Genomic DNA, 20,809 nt, shown 5'->3' with positions numbered 1-20,809 from the left:
AANTGCTCATGATGGAGCTGGCGATGAGCGGGATGCTGTCGACCGTTGCCGTCACATCGCGGAGGGCATACAGTTTCTTGTCCGCCGGGGTCAGGTTGCCGCTCTGTCCGATGACGGCCAGCTTCAGCCGGTTCACCTGGTCTTTGAACTGCGCTTCGGTCAATTCGATATGGAAGCCTTCGATCGACTCGAGCTTGTCGAGCGTGCCGCCGGTATGCCCGAGGCCGCGTCCGCTCATCTTGGCGACCGGCACGCCGCATGCGGCGACAAGCGGACCGAGGATAAGGGTCGTCGTATCGCCGACTCCACCCGTCGAATGCTTGTCCACAAGGGTGCCGTCGATGCCCGCGAGGTCGATCCGGTCGCCCGAATCCACCATCGCCATCGTGAGCATCGCCCGCTCCCGTTCATCCATGTCCTTGAAGAAAATGGACATGAGGAGCGCACTTGCCTGGTAATCCGGGACCGAGCCGTCGGTGATGCCTTCGATGAAGAACCGGATCTCTTCATCAGACAGGCTCAAGCCGTCCCGTTTTTTCGCTATGATATCCACCATTCTCATTTCCAATCAGCCTGCTTTCTTTGATTAACTGACAGACCTGCCGTCCGGAAGCGGGTTTAAGAGAGTCGTCCGAGGAAGCTCTCCCCGAATTCAGGAAGCTTGACGCCGAAATTATCCGCGATGGTCGCCCCGACCGAAGCGAATGTCTTCTGGAGGGGGAGTTCCGTGCCGCCGGAAAACCTTGGAGACCAGGCGATGAGCGGAACGTATTCCCTCGTGTGGTCCGTCCCCGGCGCGGTCGGGTCGTTCCCGTGGTCGGCCGTGATGAAGAGAAGATCGTCCTCTTTCATGGCACCCATCAATTCGGGAAGGCGCGCATCGAACTCGGCCAAGGCCCGCCCGTAGCCTTCCGGGTCGCGCCGGTGGCCGTAGAGGGCGTCAAAGTCGACGAGGTTCGTAAACGAAAGCCCGCGGAAGTCCTTGTTCATGACATCGAGCAGCTTGTCCACGCCGTCCATGTTGCCGGTTGTCCGCACCGCTTCCGTAATTCCTTCCCCGTTGAAGATGTCGGATATTTTCCCGACGGCGATCACGTCGGTGCCCGCGTCTTTCAGCTCATTCATGACCGTGCGTCCAAACGGCTTCAGCGCGTAGTCGTGGCGGTTCACCGTGCGGGTGAAGTCGCCCGGCTTGCCGACGAACGGACGGGCGATCACGCGTCCGACGAGGAACTCCTCACGCAGCGTGATTTCTCTCGCAATCTCGCAGATCCGGTACAGCTCATCAAGCGGAATGATTTCTTCATGCGCGGCGATCTGGAGGACCGGATCCGCCGACGTGTAGACGATCAGGTCGCCGGTGTCCATGTGGAGCCGTCCCAGCTCGTCGATGATGACCGTCCCGCTCGCCGGCTTGTTGCCGATCACTTTCCGGCCCGTCTTCTCTTCAAGCTCCCGGATGAGTTCTTCCGGAAAGCCTTCCGGATAGACCTTGAACGGCTTGTCGATATTCAGGCCCATCATTTCCCAGTGGCCGGTCATCGTGTCTTTGCCGACGGAGGCCTCCTGCATCTTGCCGTAGAAGCCGGCGGGTTCCGAAGCCGTCTCCAGGCCATCCAGCGGCCGGATGTTGGCGAGGCCGAGCCCGGCCATGTTCGGCATCTTGAGGCCGCCCGTCGATTCGGCGATGTGACCGAGCGTATCGGCACCCAGATCACCAAAGTCCGCGGCGTCCGGAGCCTCTCCGATCCCGACCGAGTCAAGCACGATCAGATGAATTCGATTGAATGGTTGCGCTGTCATTTTCAGAAAACCTCCTTGCTCGTCTATACCCTTTTACTGAACCATCGTACCACAACTATGAGGTCTGTTGTCATGATTTTACTATCACGCGCGCGGATGGTATTTGCTGTACACATCCTTCAGGCGTTTCTTGCTCACGTGGGTGTAGATCTGGGTCGTGGAAATGTCGGCATGGCCGAGCATTTCCTGGATCGCCCGGAGGTCCGCCCCGTTCTCAACGAGATGCGTCGCGAACGAGTGTCGGAGGATATGGGGGGTGAGTTCCTTTGAAATCGCGGCTGTCCGCGCGTGTTCATTCAACAGCTTCCAGACCCCCTGGCGGGAAAGCCGGCCGCCCCTCGCATTCACGAACAGGGCATCCTGCGCCCGGTCCCCTTTCAGGAGGGACGGACGGGCATCCCGGATATAAACCGACACCGAATCGAGCGCAGAACGGCCGAGCGGCACGATCCGCTCCTTGCCCCCTTTGCCGAACACGCGGGCAAACCCCATCGTCAGCTGCACATCCCCGGTATTCATGCCGATGCACTCGCTCACGCGCATTCCCGTTCCGTAAAGAATCTCCAGCATCGCCCTGTCCCGGACACCCGTCGGCTTGGAGCGGTCGGGCGCCGAGATCAGCGCATCGATTTCCGCGACGGACAGCACGCGCGGCAGTTTCATCTCGAGCTTCGGCAGATCCAGCTGAACCGTCGGATCCCCCGTCGTGATCTGTTCCCTGACGAGAAACTGATGGAACGAGCGGATGGAGGAAATATGCCGGGAGATTGTCCTCGATGATTTCCCCTCCGACTCCAGCACTTTCAGATAGTCGGTGATGTCAGGCCGCGTCACTTCATCGAGCGACCGGAGTTCCGTGCCTTCCGCCAGATATCCGAGATATCCTTTCAGGTCGCGCTTGTATGATTCGATCGTGTTGTCCGCAAGCTGCCGTTCCACTTTCAGAAAATGGAGATAATCCATCAATGCGTCATCCGCTTCTCTCAATCTGGCCGCCTCCTTTGCCGGACGGAAGGACGGCGCCGTCCCTGCGGCAATCTTTTTCCGTCCGGATGTTTTCCCGAAGATGAAAAAAGAGACAGCTTTCGCCATCCCTGTCCACATTCGTTATGTACGTTCCGCCTCTTCCTGGCCTTCATCGCTGCAACGCCAGCAGATGCCGTGGAACGTCAGCCGGTGGTCCTTGATCTTGAAGTTCCACCGGTCTTCAACGATCTGCTCCACGTCCCCGAGCAGATCTTCCTGGATCTCATCGACCGCCCCGCATTCAATGCAGACGAGGTGGTGATGGAAATGGGCCGCGCCTTCCTGCCTGAGGTCGAACCGCGATACCCCGTCCCCGAAATTGATCTTGTCGACGACCTTGAGCTCCGTCAAGAGCTCGAGTGTCCGGTAGACAGTCGCCAAACCGATTTCCGGCGCTTTCTCCTTCACGAGAAGATAGACGTCCTCCGCACTCAGATGGGCCTCTTCGTGCTCGAGGAGGACCCTGACGGTCGCCTCACGCTGGGGCGTCAACTTATAGTTCGCATTGTGCAGCTGCTTTTTGATTCGATCAATCCTGCTCTCCATGAGACGCCCTCCTCAGACTGCTCCCATTATACCAAATCCGGCCAGCCGGTTACAAGATGTCCGGCGCAATTCCCTATAATGATTATTATATGATAATCATTTTCAATTGGCAAGGAAATAGAAGAGACCCATTTCCCCTGCCGCGATAAAAGCGGAAATGACGGCGATCCGGACGGCGGCGGCTTTCCGGTCTCTGCCGAAATGCCGCTTCAGCATGAACGGAGGAGCGAGGTTCATGCAGAACAGGATATAAAGCACGGTCAGGAGCAGCTGCCCTGGGAACCACCAGAGCGCATACAGCTTCAGCGCCCCTTCCTGGCTGATGAGGACGGCCGAAGCCAGGCCGAAATAGACCGACCGGATTCCGGCCAGGAACATCACGGCATGCCGGAGCGCTGAATGGGAGGCGAAAAAGAGGGCCAGCACATGCAGTGCGGCGANGAGATAATCCATCAATGCGTCATCCGCTTCTCTCAATCTGGCCGCCTCCTTTGCCGGACGGAAGGACGGCGCCGTCCCTGCGGCAATCTTTTTCCGTCCGGATGTTTTCCCGAAGATGAAAAAAGAGACAGCTTTCGCCATCCCTGTCCACATTCGTTATGTACGTTCCGCCTCTTCCTGGCCTTCATCGCTGCAACGCCAGCAGATGCCGTGGAACGTCAGCCGGTGGTCCTTGATCTTGAAGTTCCACCGGTCTTCAACGATCTGCTCCACGTCCCCGAGCAGATCTTCCTGGATCTCATCGACCGCCCCGCATTCAATGCAGACGAGGTGGTGATGGAAATGGGCCGCGCCTTCCTGCCTGAGGTCGAACCGCGATACCCCGTCCCCGAAATTGATCTTGTCGACGACCTTGAGCTCCGTCAAGAGCTCGAGTGTCCGGTAGACAGTCGCCAAACCGATTTCCGGCGCTTTCTCCTTCACGAGAAGATAGACGTCCTCCGCACTCAGATGGGCCTCTTCGTGCTCGAGGAGGACCCTGACGGTCGCCTCACGCTGGGGCGTCAACTTATAGTTCGCATTGTGCAGCTGCTTTTTGATTCGATCAATCCTGCTCTCCATGAGACGCCCTCCTCAGACTGCTCCCATTATACCAAATCCGGCCAGCCGGTTACAAGATGTCCGGCGCAATTCCCTATAATGATTATTATATGATAATCATTTTCAATTGGCAAGGAAATAGAAGAGACCCATTTCCCCTGCCGCGATAAAAGCGGAAATGACGGCGATCCGGACGGCGGCGGCTTTCCGGTCTCTGCCGAAATGCCGCTTCAGCATGAACGGAGGAGCGAGGTTCATGCAGAACAGGATATAAAGCACGGTCAGGAGCAGCTGCCCTGGGAACCACCAGAGCGCATACAGCTTCAGCGCCCCTTCCTGGCTGATGAGGACGGCCGAAGCCAGGCCGAAATAGACCGACCGGATTCCGGCCAGGAACATCACGGCATGCCGGAGCGCTGAATGGGAGGCGAAAAAGAGGGCCAGCACATGCAGTGCGGCGAACGCGGCGGCGGCGCGCCATGGAAGGCCTGTCCCCCCGAGGCTTGTCCGGCCATCCGCAAAAACGGCGGCCGCCTCCGCCATGCCGGGGCCGGACAGCCTGTACAGCACCGTTCCGCCCGTATAGCCGATGATGAGAAGCGTAAGCAAATACAAAAATGGGAGCGTACGTGGCACGGCATGCACCTCCTGTGGTTTTGTACATGCTATGCCTTTGCTGCCGGTCTCATGTCAGCAGCCGGCCGACTCCCCTTTTGCCCAAAGGATGGAAAAGGCGGTCTTCGCATCAAAGATCCGGCCGTCCCTCAGCATCTCTTCGGCTTCGCCGAGCGGAACTTCATGGATTTCCACGAACTCATCTTCATCGCCCGCCGCGGGGTTGTCGACTTTCCGGAGCTCCCTCGCCGCGAACACATGGATGGTTTCATCGGCGAATCCGGGCGAGGTGGCGAAAGTCGTGACATGGACGAGTTCCCCGCATGCATAGCCGGTCTCCTCTTCCAGTTCGCGGCGCGCGGTGATTTCCGGGGCTTCTCCGGGTTCAAGTTTCCCCGCCGGCACTTCGACCATCGCCCTGCCGAGCGCCTTGCGGTACTGTTCCACGAGGACGAGCTTTCCGTCTTCCGTGATCGGGATGACGGCGACGGCACCCGGATGGCGGACCAGTTCGCGCTTCGCCGGTTTCCCGTCCGGGAGGATCACGTCGTCCAGTTCGACCGTGATGATCTTCCCTTTGTAGATCGTTTCCGTGCTGACGGTCTTTTCCTCGAATTTCTCCATGCAGTCCATCCCTTTCTGTTGGTTGTCCCAGTGAATCATTATACTATTGTTTTGGGAGGGGATAGTGTTGAAGAAACGGAAACTCGGAAACGCCGGTCCCGAAGTGTCGGAAATCGGGCTCGGCTGCATGTCGCTTCCTGACGACATGGCGGCCGCTTCCCGGATCATCGATGCGGCGCTCGATGCCGGGATCACCTATTTTGATACGGCCGATCTTTACGGGAAGGGCCGGAATGAAGAACTGACCGGAAAGGCACTCGGCAAGAAACGGAAAGACGTCGTGCTTGCGACGAAAGTCGGAAACCGCTGGCAGGACGGCGAAGACGGCTGGACATGGGACCCTTCGCCAGAACATATCCGAAAATCAGTCCACGGCAGCCTCCGCCGGCTTGGCACCGACTACATCGATCTGTATCAGCTGCACGGCGGCACGTCCGATGACGACCTCGATGCCGTGATTGATGTGTTCGATGAACTAAAAAACGAAGGCCTGATCCGCGAGTACGGCATCTCGTCGATCCGGCCGAACGTATTCAACCCGTTCCTCGGCCAAAGCGGCGCCGTCTCGGTCATGATGCAGTACAGCCTGCTTGACCGCCGTCCCGAGGAATGGTTCCGGGCGATCCGCGAGAACGGGGCTTCTGTCGTGGCAAGAGGACCGCTCGCCAAAGGACTGCTGACGGAAGAATCGGCCGAACGGGCAGCGCAGTCTGACGGATTCGAATTTTACTCGCAGGCTGAGCTGAAAGAAATCACCGATGCGTTCACCCGGCTGCCGGGAAGCCTCCATGCCGCGGCCCTCGGTTTCATCCTCGGCCACGGGGAAGTCTCTTCCGCAGTGGCGGGTGCCAGCAGCGACCGCCAGCTCGAAGAAACGATCCGCGCCTACCGGGATATGCCGGATGAAGAGACGATCCGGGCTTACGCCGCCCTCACGAAAAGCAGCCGATATGAAAAGCACCGGGACTGAGCTTCAGTTCCGGTGCTTTTTCCTTCGGACGGGAAAGATCTGTCAATACTTGGTTCCCCCGTCCCCGTATTTGTCGAGCAGTTCCGCGAACGACATGTTCTTCTCGCGGTCGCGGCGGGCTTTCGCCGCCTGCTCTTTTTTGCGCGCTTCTTCGGCTTGTTCGGTGCTGACCAGATCTTTCTTGGCCTGCATCAGTTTCTGCAGCGTATCATCTCCGAGCCCGTCCGCCAGTGTCGGGCGGGAATCGGTTTCCGCCTTTTTGGCAGGCTGGCGCGCACGTTTCTGCTTTGCCATTTTCGTTCACCTTCTCTTTTTCCGGTTTTACGGCCTGCTGACGATCGTCGCCACGCCCTGGCCGCCTCCGATGCAGAGGGTCGCAAGGCCGGTTTTGGCGTCCCGGCGCTCCATCTCGTGTAGGAGCGTAACGAGGATCCTCGCCCCGCTTGCGCCGATCGGGTGGCCGAGTGCGATCGCCCCGCCGTTGACGTTGAGCTTGTCATGGTCGAATCCGAGTTCGCGGTCGACGGCGATCGACTGTGCCGCAAACGCCTCATTCGCTTCGACCAGGTCCATGTCCGCCAGTTCCATCCCCGCTTTGTCCAGGACGTTCCGGACGGCCTGGACCGGTCCGATGCCCATGACCGCCGGGTCGACCCCCGCATTAGCATTCGCATTGATGACGGCCAGCGGGCGGATTCCGAGTTCCTCGGCCTTGTCCTTCGACATGACGACGAATGCCGCCGCCCCGTCGTTGATGCCGGAGGCGTTGCCCGCCGTGACGCTGCCCTCTTTCTTGAATGCCGGCCGGAGCTTGGCCAGCTTGTCGGCCGTCGTTCCGGCTTTCACGTACTCGTCCGTATCAAAGACGACCGGGTCGCCTTTTCGCTGCGGGATTTCAACAGGGACGATCTCGTCCGTGAACTTGCCCGCCTCGATGGCCGCCGCCGCGCGGGACTGCGACCGTGCGGAGAACTCATCCTGCTCCTCGCGGCTGATGCCGTAGCGGTCGCACAGATTTTCGGCTGTGATGCCCATGTGATAGTCGTTGAACGCGCACCAGAGCCCGTCCGAAATCATGCTGTCGACCATTTTCTGGTCGCCCATCTTGAACCCTTCCCGCGCCCCCTGGACAAGATAAGGCGCCTGGCTCATGTTCTCCATGCCGCCGGCGACAACGATTTCGGCGTCACCCGCTTTAATCGCCTGCGCAGCGAGGTGGACGGCTTTCAGGCCGGAGCCGCATACTTTATTGATCGTCATCGACGGAACGGTTTCCGGCAGGCCGCCCTTCATCGCCGCCTGGCGTGCCGGGTTCTGCCCGAGGCCCGCCTGGAGCACATTGCCCATGATGACCTCATCGACCGATTTCCCTTCGACGCCCGCGCGTTTCAGCGCTTCCTTGATGACGATGCCGCCGAGCTCGGGTGCCGGCACATTTTTCAGCGCACCGAGAAAAGAACCGATTGCCGTGCGGACAGCGCTTACAATCACCACTTCATTAGACATTCCCCAAAACCCCTTTCTGTGTCCTGCAAGTTTGCCATGCCCCGCTCCCATTCTTTACAATGAAATCAAGGAGGGGGATTCACCATGTTCAGTTTACCAAAAACAGCAACGATAATCGAGGTCGGGCCGCGCGACGGCCTTCAGAATGAAAAGAATGAAGTGCCGACGGACGCGAAGCTGCGGTTCATTGCCGCCCTTCAGGATGCCGGCGTCCGGGAGATGGAAGTGACTTCATTCGTCTCGCCTAAATGGGTGCCGCAGATGGGGGATGCGGCGTCCGTCATGGAAAATGTAAAGCGGGAGGGCCGGCAATTCGTCCTTGCACCGAACGCACGCGGAATCGAGAACGCGAAAACTTCCGGGGCCGACAGCATCGCCGTCTTCGTCGGCGTGACCGATTCGTTCAACAAGCGGAACATCAATCGGACGACCGCTGAAAGCATGGAAGGGCTCGCTCCGCAAATCCGGCAGCTGAAAGAAGACGGCCTGTTCGTCCGGGCCTGCATCTCCACTGCGTTCCACTGCCCGTTCGAAGGACCGGTCGACCCGGACCAGACGTTGGCCCTGTGCCGCCAGTTTGCCGATCTCGGGGTCGATGAGCTGAGCGTGGCGGATACGATCGGAATGGCAGATCCCGCGGAGAGCTACCGGCTGTTCAGCCGCCTGAAAGAGGAATTGCCGGACGTGCTGCTCACGGCCCATTTCCACGACACCCGCAAAATGGCCCTCGCCAATATCCTCGCATCGCTCCAGGCGGGCATCGACCGGTTCGACACGTCCGCAGGAGGCCTCGGCGGCTGTCCGTTTGCACCGGGCGCCACCGGCAATGTCGCAACCGAAGACGTCGTCTACATGCTGGAGCGGATGGGGATCGGCACAGGAATTTCGGTCGAGAGAATCTGCCGGGCGGTGGATGAAGTGACCGCATTCGTCTCGCGGCCGATCACGTCCGGCATGTATACTTTGCACCAAAATCACTCACAACAGGACTAAGGGCCACGCCAAAGGAGGGACACCTCATGAGTCCAAAAAAGAAGCATCGTTTCGTCTGGGCGACCGGAATCCTGGCCGGGGTGTCCGCCGCCGTCGGATCGGCCGCCGGCTTCATTGCGACCAACCGGCTCATGTACATGAAGAAAAAAGAAGATGACTTCATCCGTCAGCGCGAAATCACCGCAAAGCGATTTGATGAAGGCTGGTTCGAATCCGTCGCGAAACATGAACGCTGGGTGGACTCGCCGAACGGCTACCGGCTCAAGGCCATATTGCTGGAACCGCTCCAAACGGATCACTATGTGGTCATCAGCCACGGGGTGACGGAGAACAAGATCAACTCAGTGAAGTATGCCCGCATGTTCGAGCGGCTCGGCTTCAATTCGGTCATCTACGATCACCGGCGCCACGGCGATTCCGAAGGCAAGACGACCAGTTTCGGTCACTACGAGAAGACCGATCTCTCGGCAGTTGTCGGCGAGCTGAGAAAATACACCGGTGAGGAAGCGGTCATCGGCGTCCACGGCGAGTCAATGGGCGCGGCCACCACCCTCCTCTACGCCGGGTTGCCGGATGAGCAAGCGGACTTCTTTATCGCGGACTGCCCGTTCTCCGACTTCACCGAACAGGTGCTGTACATCCTCAGGCGGGACACGCCGCTCCGCTCCCGGCTCGCCATCCGGCTCGCGAACATCTTTCTGCGGGTCCGCGACGGCTACACGCTCAGCCTCGTCTCGCCGAGGCTGTCGGCCCCGGACATCCGGAAGCCGGTCCTGTTTATCCACAGCCTCGAAGATGACTTCATCCTGCCTGACATGACCCGGGAACTTTACACCTTGACGCCCGAACCGAAATCCATCCGCCTGTTCGAAAAAGGCGGGCATGCCCAGTCATACAATGAAAACCCGGCAGAGTACGAGAAAACGGTGAGGGAATTCCTGGAAGAGAACGAACTGCTTCCCGGCAAAAATGTACCCGCCTCCTGAACCGCTTTTATGGCGGAGAAATCAGACAGTGCGTTCCAGAGAACCGGCTTGTGGGCGGTACTCGGGGAACGCTTTTTTGTTTGGAGAGGGTGGATTTGAATGATGGAGAGCGGGATTACAATATGGGCGTGTGATTTGAAATATGGAGCAGAGATTTACAATATGGGCGTCTGATTTGAAGTATGGAGCGGATTTACAATATGGGCGTCTGATTTGAAATATGGAGAGCGGATTTACAATATGGACGCCAGATTTGAAACATGGAGCAGAGATTTACAATATGGACGTCTGATTTGAAATATGGAGCATAGATTTACAATATTGAAATATGGAGCGGAGATTTACAATATGGAGGCTGAAATACCAATATGATCTGAGTCCGCCCCTCCATCTTACCGGTAAATTTGCAATGAGAATCTTCAATTTGCAATTAGAACAGAGAAATTGCAATTAGACCGCTAGAATTGCAATCAGAATCTCAGATTTGCAATTAGAACAGGGAAATTGCAATTAGCCCGCTAGAATTGCAATTAGACGTCCCCTTTCACACCCCAGGCGCCACAAGCCCCATAGGAATGCGCCAAAACCTCAACAACAATCCGCCCATCCCCTCACCAAGACTCCGAAAACTGCTTCCAAATGACAAAACGCGCTTTCCCATGCGGGGAAGCGCGTTTGATCATTTGTCGTTCATCCGGTTCATTTGGGACATCATCTGATTGATCTTCTTCTGGGACGGTTTCATTCCCATCTGCATCATCAGCATCCGGATCATCTGTTCATTGATCGGCGGGTTCTCTTTCAGGTAATTCATCATATATTTACGAGCGATGAAAAAGCCGAGAGCCACCCCGGCGAGCAAAGCGACGATGATCAGGACAATCCACCAAGCAGTCGCCATGGTCGTTCCTCCTTCGTGCAGTCGATTTCACGTGTCATGCACCAAGGAAAGTATACAACAAAAAATTATGGGAGACTACTGTTTCCGCATAATTCCCGGACCGGGCCGAATCCGATTTCCCAGTAGCGGACGGGTTTCAGCCATCCACATTCCCTGCTTCCCTCACGGACGGCGAAGAAATGGCCGCTGATTCCCGCAAGCCCGGCGAAGAGATCCAGGTCCAGCATTCGGGTTCCGTCGCAGTCGACCTTCAGGCTGTAGGTTCCGAAGCCGATCCGGATCGTCCCTTTTACGGGATGATGAAACAGCAGCTCCGCCCCTTCCCGTCCGACTTCCGGAAACCGTCCGTCCAGCCGGCTGATGAGCGCTTCGGAAACCGTTTCCCTGCAGACCGGTCTGCAAAGAAACCGGATTTCCCGACTGTCTTCCCGGTGGACGGGCGTTCCGTCCGCTTTCGCTCCCAGCAATTCCTCGAGCAGTGACTCCCGGCCGATGACAAACGGCCGGTGATTGCCTTTTACTTCGTAGATTGTATAAGACCGCATGACCGTGCCCCCTCTTTTTCACCATCATACAGGGGGTATGCAGAAAAACATGTCAGGTTGCGGAGAAGTTCCCCACTAGTTTTGTCGAATCCAAAAAAGACCCGGCCGGAAAATCGCTCTCCCGCCGGGCCTTCCTGTATTATGTTGAATCAGCCGAGAAGTTTCTTGAAACGGGCTGCCACATTTTCAGGAGTGAAGCCGTATTCGGCCATGACGGTGTTGCCCGGGGCGCTCGCGCCGAACGTGTCGATCGCCAGTACGTCCCCTTCACTGCCCGCATACTTGTGCCAGCCGAATGAAGCGCCCATTTCGATTGCAAGCCGCTTCTTGACAGACGCCGGAAGGACTTGTTCCCGGTAGGCCGCGTCCTGCTTTTCGAAGCGGTCCCAGGATGGCATCGACACGACGCTCACCCGGATGCCGTCTTCTGCAAGAAGCTTCTGTGCTTCGACGGCCAGGCCCACTTCGGATCCAGTCGCAAGCAGAAGTCCTTCAGGTTCTCCGCCTTCCGCCGGGGAGACGACGTAGGCGCCGCGCGCCACACCATCGTCGGCAAGCTCTGCAGACTTCTCGAGCACCGGGAGATTTTGGCGCGACAGCACGAGCACCGTCGGCGTGTTTTCCGAAGTGACGGCCAGTTTCCATGCGGCCGCGGTTTCGTTGCCGTCGGCAGGACGGACGACCGACAGATTCGGCATCGCCCGAAGCGAGGCAAGATGTTCCACGGGTTCGTGGGTCGGTCCGTCTTCGCCGACCGCGATGCTGTCATGGGTGAAGACATAGGTCACCGGGAGGCCCATGAGCGCGGAAAGCCGGATCGCCGGGCGAACATAGTCGCTGAACACGAAGAACGTTCCGCCGAAGACATGCAGGCCGCCGTGAAGCGCCATCCCGTTGAGTGCCGTGCCCATCGCGAATTCCCGGACGCCGAACCAGATGTTGCGGCCGGCATAGTCATCCGGAAGGAAGTCGGACGCCCCTTTGATCGCCGTCTTGTTCGAGCCGGCAAGGTCGGCGCTGCCGCCGAACAGCGAAGGAACGGTCTTGGCGAGGGCATTAATCATGTCGCCGGACGCCGAGCGCGTGGCGACGGATTTGCCCGCCTCATAGACCGGAAGCCCGCTTTCGAATCCTTCGGGGAGCCGGCCTTCGATGGCCGCCTCAAGCTGCGCCGCCTCTTCCGGATAGGCCTCACGGTAGGAATCAAACCGCTCGTTCCATGCCTTTTCCGGATCTTCGCCCTGGCGTTTCGCCGCTTCGCGGAATGTGTCATACACTTCATCGGGCACATGGAAGTCTTCTTCGAAGGTCCAGTTGTAGTACTCTTTGACGAGCTTCATCTCATCTTCGCCGAGCGGCGCGCCGTGGACGTCCGCTTTGCCCGACTTGTTCGGAGAGCCGTAGCCGATGATCGTCTTCACTTCGATGAGCGTCGGTCCGCCAGTATTCCCTTTCGCCTCTTCGATCGCACGGGAAACCGATTCTGTCTCGTTGCCGTCATCGACACGGAGATAGTTCCACCCGTATGATTCAAAGCGTTTCTGTACATTTTCGGAGAAACTCATGCCGAGCTCGCCGTCGAGCGTAATGTCATTGCTGTCATACAGGACGATCAGCTTGTCGAGCTGCAGGTGGCCGGCGAGGGAGATGGCTTCTGAAGCGACGCCTTCCATCAAGTCGCCGTCTCCGCAGAGGACGAATGTATGGTGATCGACGATGTCATGTCCCGGCTTGTTGTAGACGGCGGCAAGATGCTTTTCCGCCATCGCCATGCCGACCGCCATCCCGATTCCCTGACCGAGCGGACCCGTCGTCGCTTCCACGCCAGCCGTATGGCCATACTCCGGGTGTCCCGGAGTCTTTGAGCCCCACTGGCGGAAGTTTTTGATCTCTTCCATCGGCAGGCCGTAGCCCCCCAGGTGGAGAAGGCTGTAGAGCAGCATGGAACCATGGCCGGCCGAAAGGACAAACCGGTCCCGGTTGAACCATTTCGGATTGGACGGATTGTGGTGAAGGTGTTTCGTCCAAAGTGTATAGGCCATCGGGGCGGCGCCCATCGGCAGGCCGGGGTGGCCGGAATTGGCTTTTTCGATCGCATCGATAGACAACGTACGGATCGTGGTGATTGCAAGAGCATCTGCATTTGTCGGCATAGTTTGACATCCTTTCACGAGCGAATAATACTGCCCCTTTAGTTTAGTCGAGGAAAGGATTCTTTACAACCGGCCGACGGCGTCTCAGTCAGTTGGGGAATTTCCCTTTCCTGGCTTCCTTCACCTTTTCAGGCGTGACATCCGTGCCTTCCGGGTCGATGACGGTGACATTCTCGATTGTCTCCTTCATCGAAGAGCGGAAGACGTCCAGATATTCTTTGCGGAGGGCCGTCTGTTCCTTGGCCTCTTCAATCGACAGGCCGATCGTTTTCTTCTTGTTTGCAAGTTCGTTGATCCTTGCGAGCTTTTCAGGTGAAAGCATCATCAGATTCTCCCTTCGATTTAACATGCTTGGGTTTTCGCAGGAGCCGGACAGCGCCGGAGCCCTATTTTATTCTATACCCGCAGAGAGCGCGGCAAACCGGAACGGTGCAAGTCCCATTGGCGGACCGGTGCTGCGGGCATGGATCCGCCGCCCTGACCCCTGCCGAAACTCCATTTCAACTTATATAGCCTAAAGAAAAACGGGGAGCCGGCGCAACTCATTCGCTCGGTTCCCCGTTTTGCATATGTTCCCTGTACCTGCGGTGGACTGTCGCCTTGCTCACTTCGTGGCCGAGCCCCCTCAGCGTGGAGGCGATCTCCTCGAATGTCAGTCCTTTGTCCCGGAGGCTGATGATTTCCGCGATCGGGACGTCGATCCGTTCCCGGCCTTCCGGGTTTCCTTTGTTCTTCAGGTTTTTTTCCGGCCTGTACCCTTTTTCGACCGCCCGCCTCATGCCCCGGCGGATTTTCGCGTTGTGCATCTTCCGCTGATATTCCTCCACGATGGCGAGGATATCCAGAAGCATCGTGTCCATCTCGTTCAGGGCAACCGGGCCCTTGTCAGACAGTGCATATGTATCGGCCCCTGCCTTCGAGAGGAGGTGCAGGACGGCGACACGGGCATTCCCCCTGCCGAGCCTCGTCTCATCCTGGATGAGCACGGCCTCCGTGTCTCCCTCCCGGACATGATCGATCAGGTCGAGCAGACCGTCCCTCTCCATGTCGTAGCCGCTGTGCCGGTCCGTGAAAACCCCGCCGACGGCAAACCCGAGTTCGTCGGCGAATGCACGCAGTTCTTCTTCCTGACGGTCAAGCGACATGTCCTGCGTTGATTTCTCCGTGCTCACACGGCAGTAGAGCGCGCACTGGCCCGCACGCGCCTTCACTTCTCCTCACCAGCCAGCAGGATTCCGTCCGAGTATGCCGGCAGTGCCGGGACGACGATCGTCTCTCCGGCGCGAAGCGTGGTATCCGCCTTGCTGTTCAGCTTGAGCACTTCTTCCATCCAGCGGTCCGCCGGCAAAGTGGTATCGGTCTGTGCATGGAGCGACAGCAGCGTGTCCCCCTGGACGACTGTCACTTTACGGGTGGAGATGCGGTCCGCATCGCCCTGGTCCGGAATGACAAGCGCCAGAACGGCGGCCATGACGAGGAATAAGAATGAGAATGAATGTTTGCGGTAAAAGTCCATGTTGACCCTCCTGATCCGAGTTTTAGAATGCACGTTCGTATGATAACCCCATAATAATGCGAACAGGTGTTTTTGTCAACCTGTTTTCTCGAACCTATGTTTGCATTTCATTGAGACGGCTGATATACTGGATTCAAATAGAATGAGTCAAAGAAGAGGTGAATGAATTGAAGAAGATGTCCAAGAGGCAGGAGGCGATCCTGACCTTCATCAAGGAAGAAGTCAGGACAAAGGGCTATCCGCCGTCCGTCCGGGAAATCGGCGAAGCGGTCGGCCTCGCCTCCAGTTCCACGGTGCATGGACACCTGGCACGCCTGGAGAACAAAGGGCTCATCAGACGGGACCCGACGAAGCCCCGCGCCATTGAAATCCTGGAACTGGAGGCGGGCGGTGCGCAGAAGCCGCACGTCGTCCAGGTCCCGGTCGTCGGCAAAGTAACCGCCGGGATTCCCATCACGGCGATCGAAAACATCGAAGAATACTTCCCGCTCCCTGAAACGTACGGCGGAGCGGAAGACCAGCTGTTCATGCTGGAGATCATGGGGAACTCCATGATCGAAGCCGGCATCCTGAACGGGGACTACGTTGTGGTCCGCCAGCAGAGCACGGCGAACAACGGCGAGATCGTCGTCGCGATGACCGAGGAGGATGAGGCGACGGTCAAGCGCTTCTTCAAGGAAGACGGTCACTTCCGGCTGCAGCCGGAGAACTCGTCGATGGACCCGATCATCCTGGACCATGTATCCATTCTCGGCAAGGTCGTCGGCGTCTACCGCCACATCCAGTAATACCGGAAGTTCCGGGGCATCCAGCCGCCATGGATGGCCCCGGCACCTCCTATACATATGTGAGACAAACGAAAAAAAGGACCGCCGGGAAGCACTTTCGCTTCCGGCCGGTCCTTTTTTTGATGTTCGAAGTCAGTACATCTTCATGTACTGTTCGCGTTCCCATGGATGCACGGTCGTCCGGAACATGTTCCATTCCGCTTCTTTCGTGTCCATGAAGTTCTTATAGATGTGGTTTCCGAGCGACTGCTTGACGATCTCGTCTTTTTCCAGCTGGTTGAGGGCTTCCTTCAGGCTTTCGGGCAGGTCTTCGATGCCCATGCTGCGGCGCTCCCTGAGGCCCATCTCGTAAATGTTCTCGTCCACCGATTCGGGCGGTTCCATGCTTCGGCGGATTCCTTCCAGCCCCGTCCCGAGCAGAACGGCCATTGCCAGATAAGGATTGGCCGACGGATCGACGGAGCGGACTTCGATTCTCGTGCTGAGCCCCCGCGAAGTCGGAATCCGGATCAGCGGGCTGCGGTTCGTGCCTGACCAGGCGACATAGACCGGGGCCTCATATCCCGGTACGAGTCGTTTGTAGGAGTTCACCGTCGGGTTCGTGATCGCGGTGAATCCGTGGGCGTGCTGCAGAAGGCCGGCCATGAACTGGTAGGCCTCTTCGCTCAGCCCCTCCTCCCCTTCCGTGTCTTCAAAGACGTTCCGGTCTCCTTTGAACAGGGACATGTTGCAGTGCATGCCGGATCCGGCCACCCCGAAGAGCGGCTTCGGCATGAACGTCGCATGCAGGCCGTGCTTCCTGGCGATCGTCTTGACGACGAGCTTGAACGTCTGGATGTTGTCGCAGGCGCGGATGGCATCAGCGTATTTAAAGTCGATCTCATGCTGCCCTGGCGCATTTTCGTGATGGGAGGCCTCGATCTCGAATCCGAGCGCTTCCAGCTCCAGAACGATGTCCCGGCGGCAGTTCTCCCCGAGATCGGTCGGGGCAAGGTCGAAATATCCGCCGTAGTCATTCAGCTCCAGGCTCGGCTCTCCGTCCATGCCGAGCTTGAACAGGAAGAATTCCGGCTCCGGGCCGATGTTGAAATGGGTATAGCCGAGCGCTTCCATTTCCCTCAGCACCCGCTTCAGGTTGCTCCTCGGGTCGCCTTCAAACGGATTCCCGTCCGCACGGTGGACATCACAGATGAGCCGTGCCACCTTGCCGGTCCCCGTGTCCCATTGGAATACGGTCCATGTGCTCAAATCCGGCACGAGATACATGTCGGATTCTTCAATCCGGACAAAGCCTTCGATTGACGACCCGTCGAACATCATTTTGTTGTCGAGCGCCTTGTCGATCTGCGAGACCGGAATCTCGACGTTCTTCACCGTGCCGAGAATATCGGTGAACTGGAGCCTGATGAAATTCACATTCTGTTCTCGTATATCACTTTTGATGTCTTCTTTTGTGATTGTTTTCACGTTACCATCCTTTCGAATTTTAAAGCAGCCGGTCTTCCAGCAGGGAGCCGAGGGCGTTCATGATTGCGATCTGAACGTGCTCGAATGTAAGCCCGCCCTGGATGTAGGCCGTGTAAGGGGGACGGATCGGGCCGTCCGCCGTCAGTTCGATGCTGGATCCCTGGACGAAAGTTCCCGCTGCCATGATGACGTCGTCCTCGTAGCCGGGCATGTAGGAAGGGACAGGGGCGAAATGGGCATTGACCGGCGAGTTGGCCTGGATTTCACCGCAGAAGCGGATCATCTGCTCTGCGTTCCCGAACGAGACGGACTGGATCAGGTCGGTCCGGTCCGCCGAGTAATGAGGCGCCGTTTCCATGCCGGCCGCCTCGAGCATCGCCGATGTAAAGATGGCCCCCTTCACCGCCTGCGCCGTCACATGCGGCGCCAGGAAAAAGCCCTGATACATATCCGGCAGGGTGCCAAGCGACGCGCCCGCCTCCCCTCCTATACCCGGAGAGGTCATCCGGTAAGCACATTTCTCGATCAGGTCCGCCCGGCCGGCGAGGTAGCCGCCCGTTTTCGCCAGGCCCCCGCCCGGATTTTTGATGAGCGATCCGGCCATGAGGTCGACGCCGGCCTCCGTCGGCTCCGCCTCCTCGACGAATTCGCCGTAGCAGTTGTCAGTGAAAATCACTGCATCCGGCTTGATCGACCGGATCTCCCCGACCATTTCCCCGATTTGGGCAACCGTGAAGCTCGGCCGCAGCGAATAGCCCTTCGACCGCTGGATCGCGATCATTTTCGTCCGGTCCGACACCGCCTCCCTGACGGCCGCGAAATCGACCGTCCCGTCTTCCTTCAAGTCGATATGACGGTAGGTGATGCCGAAATCGCGGAGGGAACCGGTGTCCTTCCCCTCAGGTCCGGACACGATGGACGCGAGCGTGTCATACGGCTCCCCCGTGATATAAAGCAGCTCATCGCCCGGCCGGAGAATGCCGAACAGGGCGATCGAGATGGCATGGGTGCCGGAGATGATCTGGTTCCGGACGAGTGCCGCTTCCGCTCCGAATGCGGAAGCATACACCCGCTCAAGCACGTCACGGCCTTCGTCATCATAGCCGTAGCCCGTGGACGGGTTCATATGGTGGTCGGACACCCGGTTTTCCCGGAAAGCGACGAGGACTTTCGCCTGGTTGGCAAGCGCGGTTTGGTCGGCCCGCTTCAGGTACGGGGCGATCTTCTGCTCCGCTTCTTCTTTCCAGCGGGCGATTTTGGTGTCGGTCGTCAATGGTGCGCGAAGTTTTGGATTCATGGATGTTAACGTCTCCTCTGTTGCGTATATTCACGCCTACCAGTATACCATGCCTTCCGCCCCGCACCCCGGTTGCCAATCGGCCCGGCTCTGGTACACTTTGAAAGGGCGGATTGCCGGGTGATCCGGCCGTCTGCAACAGAGATCAGATGAAATTTTTAGGAGGAACACGATTGGCCTGGGAAGTATTGAGTATGATCGGAACGGTGGCGTTCGCCATTTCGGGTGCGATCATCGCGATGGAAGAGGAGTATGATCTGTTCGGCGTTTATATGCTCGGGGTGGTCACCGCGTTCGGGGGCGGGGCCTTCCGGAACATTCTGATCGGCGTGCCGGTCTCGGCGCTCTGGGAACAGGAGATGTTGTTCCGGATTGCGCTCGTATCGATCACGGTCATTTTCCTGTNCCCTTCGACCGCTGGATCGCGATCATTTTCGTCCGGTCCGACACCGCCTCCCTGACGGCCGCGAAATCGACCGTCCCGTCTTCCTTCAAGTCGATATGACGGTAGGTGATGCCGAAATCGCGGAGGGAACCGGTGTCCTTCCCCTCAGGTCCGGACACGATGGACGCGAGCGTGTCATACGGCTCCCCCGTGATATAAAGCAGCTCATCGCCCGGCCGGAGAATGCCGAACAGGGCGATCGAGATGGCATGGGTGCCGGAGATGATCTGGTTCCGGACGAGTGCCGCTTCCGCTCCGAATGCGGAAGCATACACCCGCTCAAGCACGTCACGGCCTTCGTCATCATAGCCGTAGCCCGTGGACGGGTTCATATGGTGGTCGGACACCCGGTTTTCCCGGAAAGCGACGAGGACTTTCGCCTGGTTGGCAAGCGCGGTTTGGTCGGCCCGCTTCAGGTACGGGGCGATCTTCTGCTCCGCTTCTTCTTTCCAGCGGGCGATTTTGGTGTCGGTCGTCAATGGTGCGCGAAGTTTTGGATTCATGGATGTTAACGTCTCCTCTGTTGCGTATATTCACGCCTACCAGTATACCATGCCTTCCGCCCCGCACCCCGGTTGCCAATCGGCCCGGCTCTGGTACACTTTGAAAGGGCGGATTGCCGGGTGATCCGGCCGTCTGCAACAGAGATCAGATGAAATTTTTAGGAGGAACACGATTGGCCTGGGAAGTATTGAGTATGATCGGAACGGTGGCGTTCGCCATTTCGGGTGCGATCATCGCGATGGAAGAGGAGTATGATCTGTTCGGCGTTTATATGCTCGGGGTGGTCACCGCGTTCGGGGGCGGGGCCTTCCGGAACATTCTGATCGGCGTGCCGGTCTCGGCGCTCTGGGAACAGGAGATGTTGTTCCGGATTGCGCTCGTATCGATCACGGTCATTTTCCTGTTCCCGAACCGCCTTGTCCGGCACTGGATCAGATGGGGTGTTTCATTTGACGCCATCGGGCTCGCCGCCTTTGCGGTCCAGGGGGCGATGGTGGCGGTCGAGCTCGGCCTCGGCATGTCGGCCACCATCGTGGCGGCCGTCCTGACCGGCGCGGGCGGGGGCATGATCCGTGACCTGCTGGCCGGAAGACGGCCGCTCGTCCTGAGAAAGGAAATCTATGCGGTGTGGGCGGCGCTTGCGGGGCTCACCGTCGGCTTCGGGTCGGGTCTCCTGCCGGACTGGGGGCTCTACCTTATCGCCGGAGCAGTAGCGGGTCTGCGGATCCTGTCCGCCCGGAACGGCTGGCGTCTTCCGGTGCGCAAAATTGCACAGTGATCCGCCATATAAAGAAAGGCCTCCGGGAAACGGGACGAACCGCTTCCGGGAGGCCTTTCCTGTTCACTCTTCTGTCCGGTTTTCCGGTGGCGTCAGGCTCACCGGACGGGTCGGGACGAATGTCGAGATGGCATGCTTATAGATCAACTGCTGCTTGCCGTCCGAATCAAGCAGGACGGTGAAATTGTCGTAGGACTTGACCTGGCCTTTCAGCTGGAACCCGTTTGTCAGGAAGACCGTGACGAAAACCCCGTTTTTGCGAAGTTGATTCAGGAATGTATCCTGGATGTTGACCGGCTTCATTG

22 protein-coding genes and 3 pseudogenes are annotated in these 20,809 nt (G+C 58.3%); 6 read left to right on the top strand and 19 right to left on the bottom strand.

The features are described from left to right. Positions 1-4: 4 nt before the first annotated feature. The 7 genes and pseudogenes from BN1189_RS11615 to BN1189_RS11580 all read right to left on the bottom strand — a co-directional run. A pseudogene (locus BN1189_RS11615) lies at positions 5-562 on the bottom strand (thymidine phosphorylase); the annotation flags it as partial. Positions 563-618: 56 nt separating this feature from the next. After that, on the bottom strand, positions 619-1,803 hold the full coding sequence (gene deoB, locus BN1189_RS11610; RefSeq protein WP_040228254.1) for a phosphopentomutase: 1,185 nt from the start codon (positions 1,801-1,803) through the stop codon (positions 619-621). 84 nt (positions 1,804-1,887) lie between these two features. Further along, positions 1,888-2,790 carry a site-specific tyrosine recombinase XerD gene (xerD, locus tag BN1189_RS11605; protein WP_040228322.1) on the bottom strand — a complete coding sequence of 301 codons (903 nt, stop codon included), beginning with the start codon at positions 2,788-2,790 and terminating at the stop codon, positions 1,888-1,890. Between the two features lie 120 nt (positions 2,791-2,910). Continuing rightward, positions 2,911-3,375, bottom strand: a complete 465-nt coding sequence (gene fur / locus BN1189_RS11600; protein ID WP_040228251.1) for a ferric iron uptake transcriptional regulator — start codon at positions 3,373-3,375, stop codon at positions 2,911-2,913. A gap of 597 nt (positions 3,376-3,972) precedes the next feature. After that, complete coding sequence (fur, locus tag BN1189_RS11590; protein ID WP_040228251.1) at positions 3,973-4,437, bottom strand: ferric iron uptake transcriptional regulator; 465 nt, start codon at positions 4,435-4,437, stop codon at positions 3,973-3,975. 102 nt (positions 4,438-4,539) lie between these two features. Further along, entirely contained in the window at positions 4,540-5,052 is a 513-nt protein-coding gene (locus BN1189_RS11585; RefSeq protein WP_143242302.1) for a hypothetical protein, read from the bottom strand. A gap of 54 nt (positions 5,053-5,106) precedes the next feature. Then, entirely contained in the window at positions 5,107-5,655 is a 549-nt protein-coding gene (locus BN1189_RS11580) for an NUDIX domain-containing protein (RefSeq protein ID WP_040228247.1), read from the bottom strand. Positions 5,656-5,722: 67 nt separating this feature from the next. Here BN1189_RS11580 and BN1189_RS11575 point away from each other — a divergent pair, with 67 nt between their 5' ends. Further along, positions 5,723-6,625 (top strand): aldo/keto reductase, encoded by a 903-nt coding sequence (locus tag BN1189_RS11575; RefSeq protein WP_040228244.1) that lies wholly within the window; start codon positions 5,723-5,725, stop codon positions 6,623-6,625. A gap of 42 nt (positions 6,626-6,667) precedes the next feature. Here the strand turns inward: BN1189_RS11575 and BN1189_RS11570 are convergent, their stop codons facing one another. Continuing rightward, positions 6,668-6,919 (bottom strand): YqkE family protein, encoded by a 252-nt coding sequence (locus BN1189_RS11570; RefSeq protein ID WP_040228242.1) that lies wholly within the window; start codon positions 6,917-6,919, stop codon positions 6,668-6,670. A 27-nt stretch (positions 6,920-6,946) separates the two neighbouring features. Beyond that, positions 6,947-8,131 (bottom strand): acetyl-CoA C-acetyltransferase, encoded by a 1,185-nt coding sequence (locus tag BN1189_RS11565; RefSeq protein WP_040228240.1) that lies wholly within the window; start codon positions 8,129-8,131, stop codon positions 6,947-6,949. An 84-nt stretch (positions 8,132-8,215) separates the two neighbouring features. Between BN1189_RS11565 and BN1189_RS11560 the strand changes: the two genes are divergently transcribed. Continuing rightward, positions 8,216-9,124: a hydroxymethylglutaryl-CoA lyase gene (locus tag BN1189_RS11560; RefSeq protein ID WP_040228238.1), complete on the top strand. Its 909-nt coding sequence runs from the start codon at positions 8,216-8,218 to the stop codon at positions 9,122-9,124. A 26-nt stretch (positions 9,125-9,150) separates the two neighbouring features. Next, positions 9,151-10,110 (top strand): alpha/beta hydrolase, encoded by a 960-nt coding sequence (locus tag BN1189_RS11555; RefSeq protein ID WP_052455827.1) that lies wholly within the window; start codon positions 9,151-9,153, stop codon positions 10,108-10,110. Positions 10,111-10,789: 679 nt separating this feature from the next. On the opposite strand, the gene BN1189_RS11550 is transcribed toward BN1189_RS11555, so the two are convergent. The 6 genes from BN1189_RS11550 to BN1189_RS11525 form a co-directional block, all read right to left on the bottom strand. Continuing rightward, complete coding sequence (locus BN1189_RS11550) at positions 10,790-11,011, bottom strand: YneF family protein (RefSeq protein ID WP_040228237.1); 222 nt, start codon at positions 11,009-11,011, stop codon at positions 10,790-10,792. A gap of 65 nt (positions 11,012-11,076) precedes the next feature. Continuing rightward, positions 11,077-11,556, bottom strand: a complete 480-nt coding sequence (gene sirA, locus BN1189_RS11545) for a sporulation inhibitor of replication protein SirA (RefSeq protein WP_040228236.1) — start codon at positions 11,554-11,556, stop codon at positions 11,077-11,079. 149 nt (positions 11,557-11,705) lie between these two features. After that, positions 11,706-13,709, bottom strand: coding sequence for a transketolase (gene tkt, locus BN1189_RS11540; RefSeq protein ID WP_040228235.1), 2,004 nt, complete (start codon positions 13,707-13,709; stop codon positions 11,706-11,708). Positions 13,710-13,797: 88 nt separating this feature from the next. Then, positions 13,798-14,031, bottom strand: a complete 234-nt coding sequence (locus tag BN1189_RS11535) for a DUF896 domain-containing protein (protein ID WP_040228320.1) — start codon at positions 14,029-14,031, stop codon at positions 13,798-13,800. 220 nt (positions 14,032-14,251) lie between these two features. Beyond that, positions 14,252-14,920: a YneB family resolvase-like protein gene (locus BN1189_RS11530; protein WP_040228233.1), complete on the bottom strand. Its 669-nt coding sequence runs from the start codon at positions 14,918-14,920 to the stop codon at positions 14,252-14,254. Continuing rightward, entirely contained in the window at positions 14,917-15,225 is a 309-nt protein-coding gene (locus tag BN1189_RS11525; RefSeq protein ID WP_040228232.1) for a hypothetical protein, read from the bottom strand. The genes BN1189_RS11530 and BN1189_RS11525 overlap by 4 nt, the downstream gene beginning before the upstream one ends. A gap of 167 nt (positions 15,226-15,392) precedes the next feature. Between BN1189_RS11525 and lexA the strand changes: the two genes are divergently transcribed. Beyond that, positions 15,393-16,013 (top strand): transcriptional repressor LexA, encoded by a 621-nt coding sequence (gene lexA / locus BN1189_RS11520; RefSeq protein WP_040228230.1) that lies wholly within the window; start codon positions 15,393-15,395, stop codon positions 16,011-16,013. A 132-nt stretch (positions 16,014-16,145) separates the two neighbouring features. Here lexA and glnA read toward each other — a convergent pair whose 3' ends face one another. Both glnA and BN1189_RS11510 read right to left on the bottom strand, forming a co-directional pair. Continuing rightward, a complete protein-coding gene (gene glnA, locus BN1189_RS11515) occupies positions 16,146-17,480 on the bottom strand; it encodes a type I glutamate--ammonia ligase (RefSeq protein ID WP_040228228.1) in 1,335 nt (444 codons plus the stop codon). 19 nt (positions 17,481-17,499) lie between these two features. Then, positions 17,500-18,777, bottom strand: a complete 1,278-nt coding sequence (locus BN1189_RS11510; RefSeq protein WP_040228226.1) for a methionine gamma-lyase family protein — start codon at positions 18,775-18,777, stop codon at positions 17,500-17,502. A gap of 173 nt (positions 18,778-18,950) precedes the next feature. On the opposite strand from BN1189_RS11510, the pseudogene BN1189_RS11505 reads away from it, so the two are divergent. Further along, a pseudogene (locus BN1189_RS11505) lies at positions 18,951-19,187 on the top strand (trimeric intracellular cation channel family protein); the annotation flags it as partial. Here the strand turns inward: BN1189_RS11505 and BN1189_RS11500 are convergent. Then, positions 19,186-19,725 (bottom strand): annotated as a pseudogene (locus tag BN1189_RS11500) (methionine gamma-lyase family protein); the annotation flags it as partial. The pseudogenes BN1189_RS11505 and BN1189_RS11500 sit on opposite strands and share 2 nt — an antisense overlap. Positions 19,726-19,898: 173 nt before the next feature. Between BN1189_RS11500 and BN1189_RS11495 the strand changes: the two are divergent. Continuing rightward, the gene (locus tag BN1189_RS11495; RefSeq protein ID WP_040228225.1) at positions 19,899-20,504 is read left to right on the top strand and encodes a trimeric intracellular cation channel family protein; all 606 of its coding nucleotides are present in this window, start codon (positions 19,899-19,901) and stop codon (positions 20,502-20,504) included. Positions 20,505-20,567: 63 nt separating this feature from the next. On the opposite strand, the gene hfq is transcribed toward BN1189_RS11495, so the two are convergent. Beyond that, positions 20,568-20,807 carry an RNA chaperone Hfq gene (gene hfq, locus BN1189_RS11490; RefSeq protein ID WP_040228223.1) on the bottom strand — a complete coding sequence of 80 codons (240 nt, stop codon included), beginning with the start codon at positions 20,805-20,807 and terminating at the stop codon, positions 20,568-20,570. Positions 20,808-20,809 lie beyond the last annotated feature (2 nt).

The organism is Bhargavaea cecembensis, assembly GCF_000826125.2.
Taxonomy (GTDB): Bacteria; Bacillota; Bacilli; order Bacillales_A; family Planococcaceae; genus Bhargavaea; species Bhargavaea cecembensis_B.
Note: the sequence above shows the minus strand (reverse complement) of the source record. Positions and strands in the feature narration are given on the sequence as shown.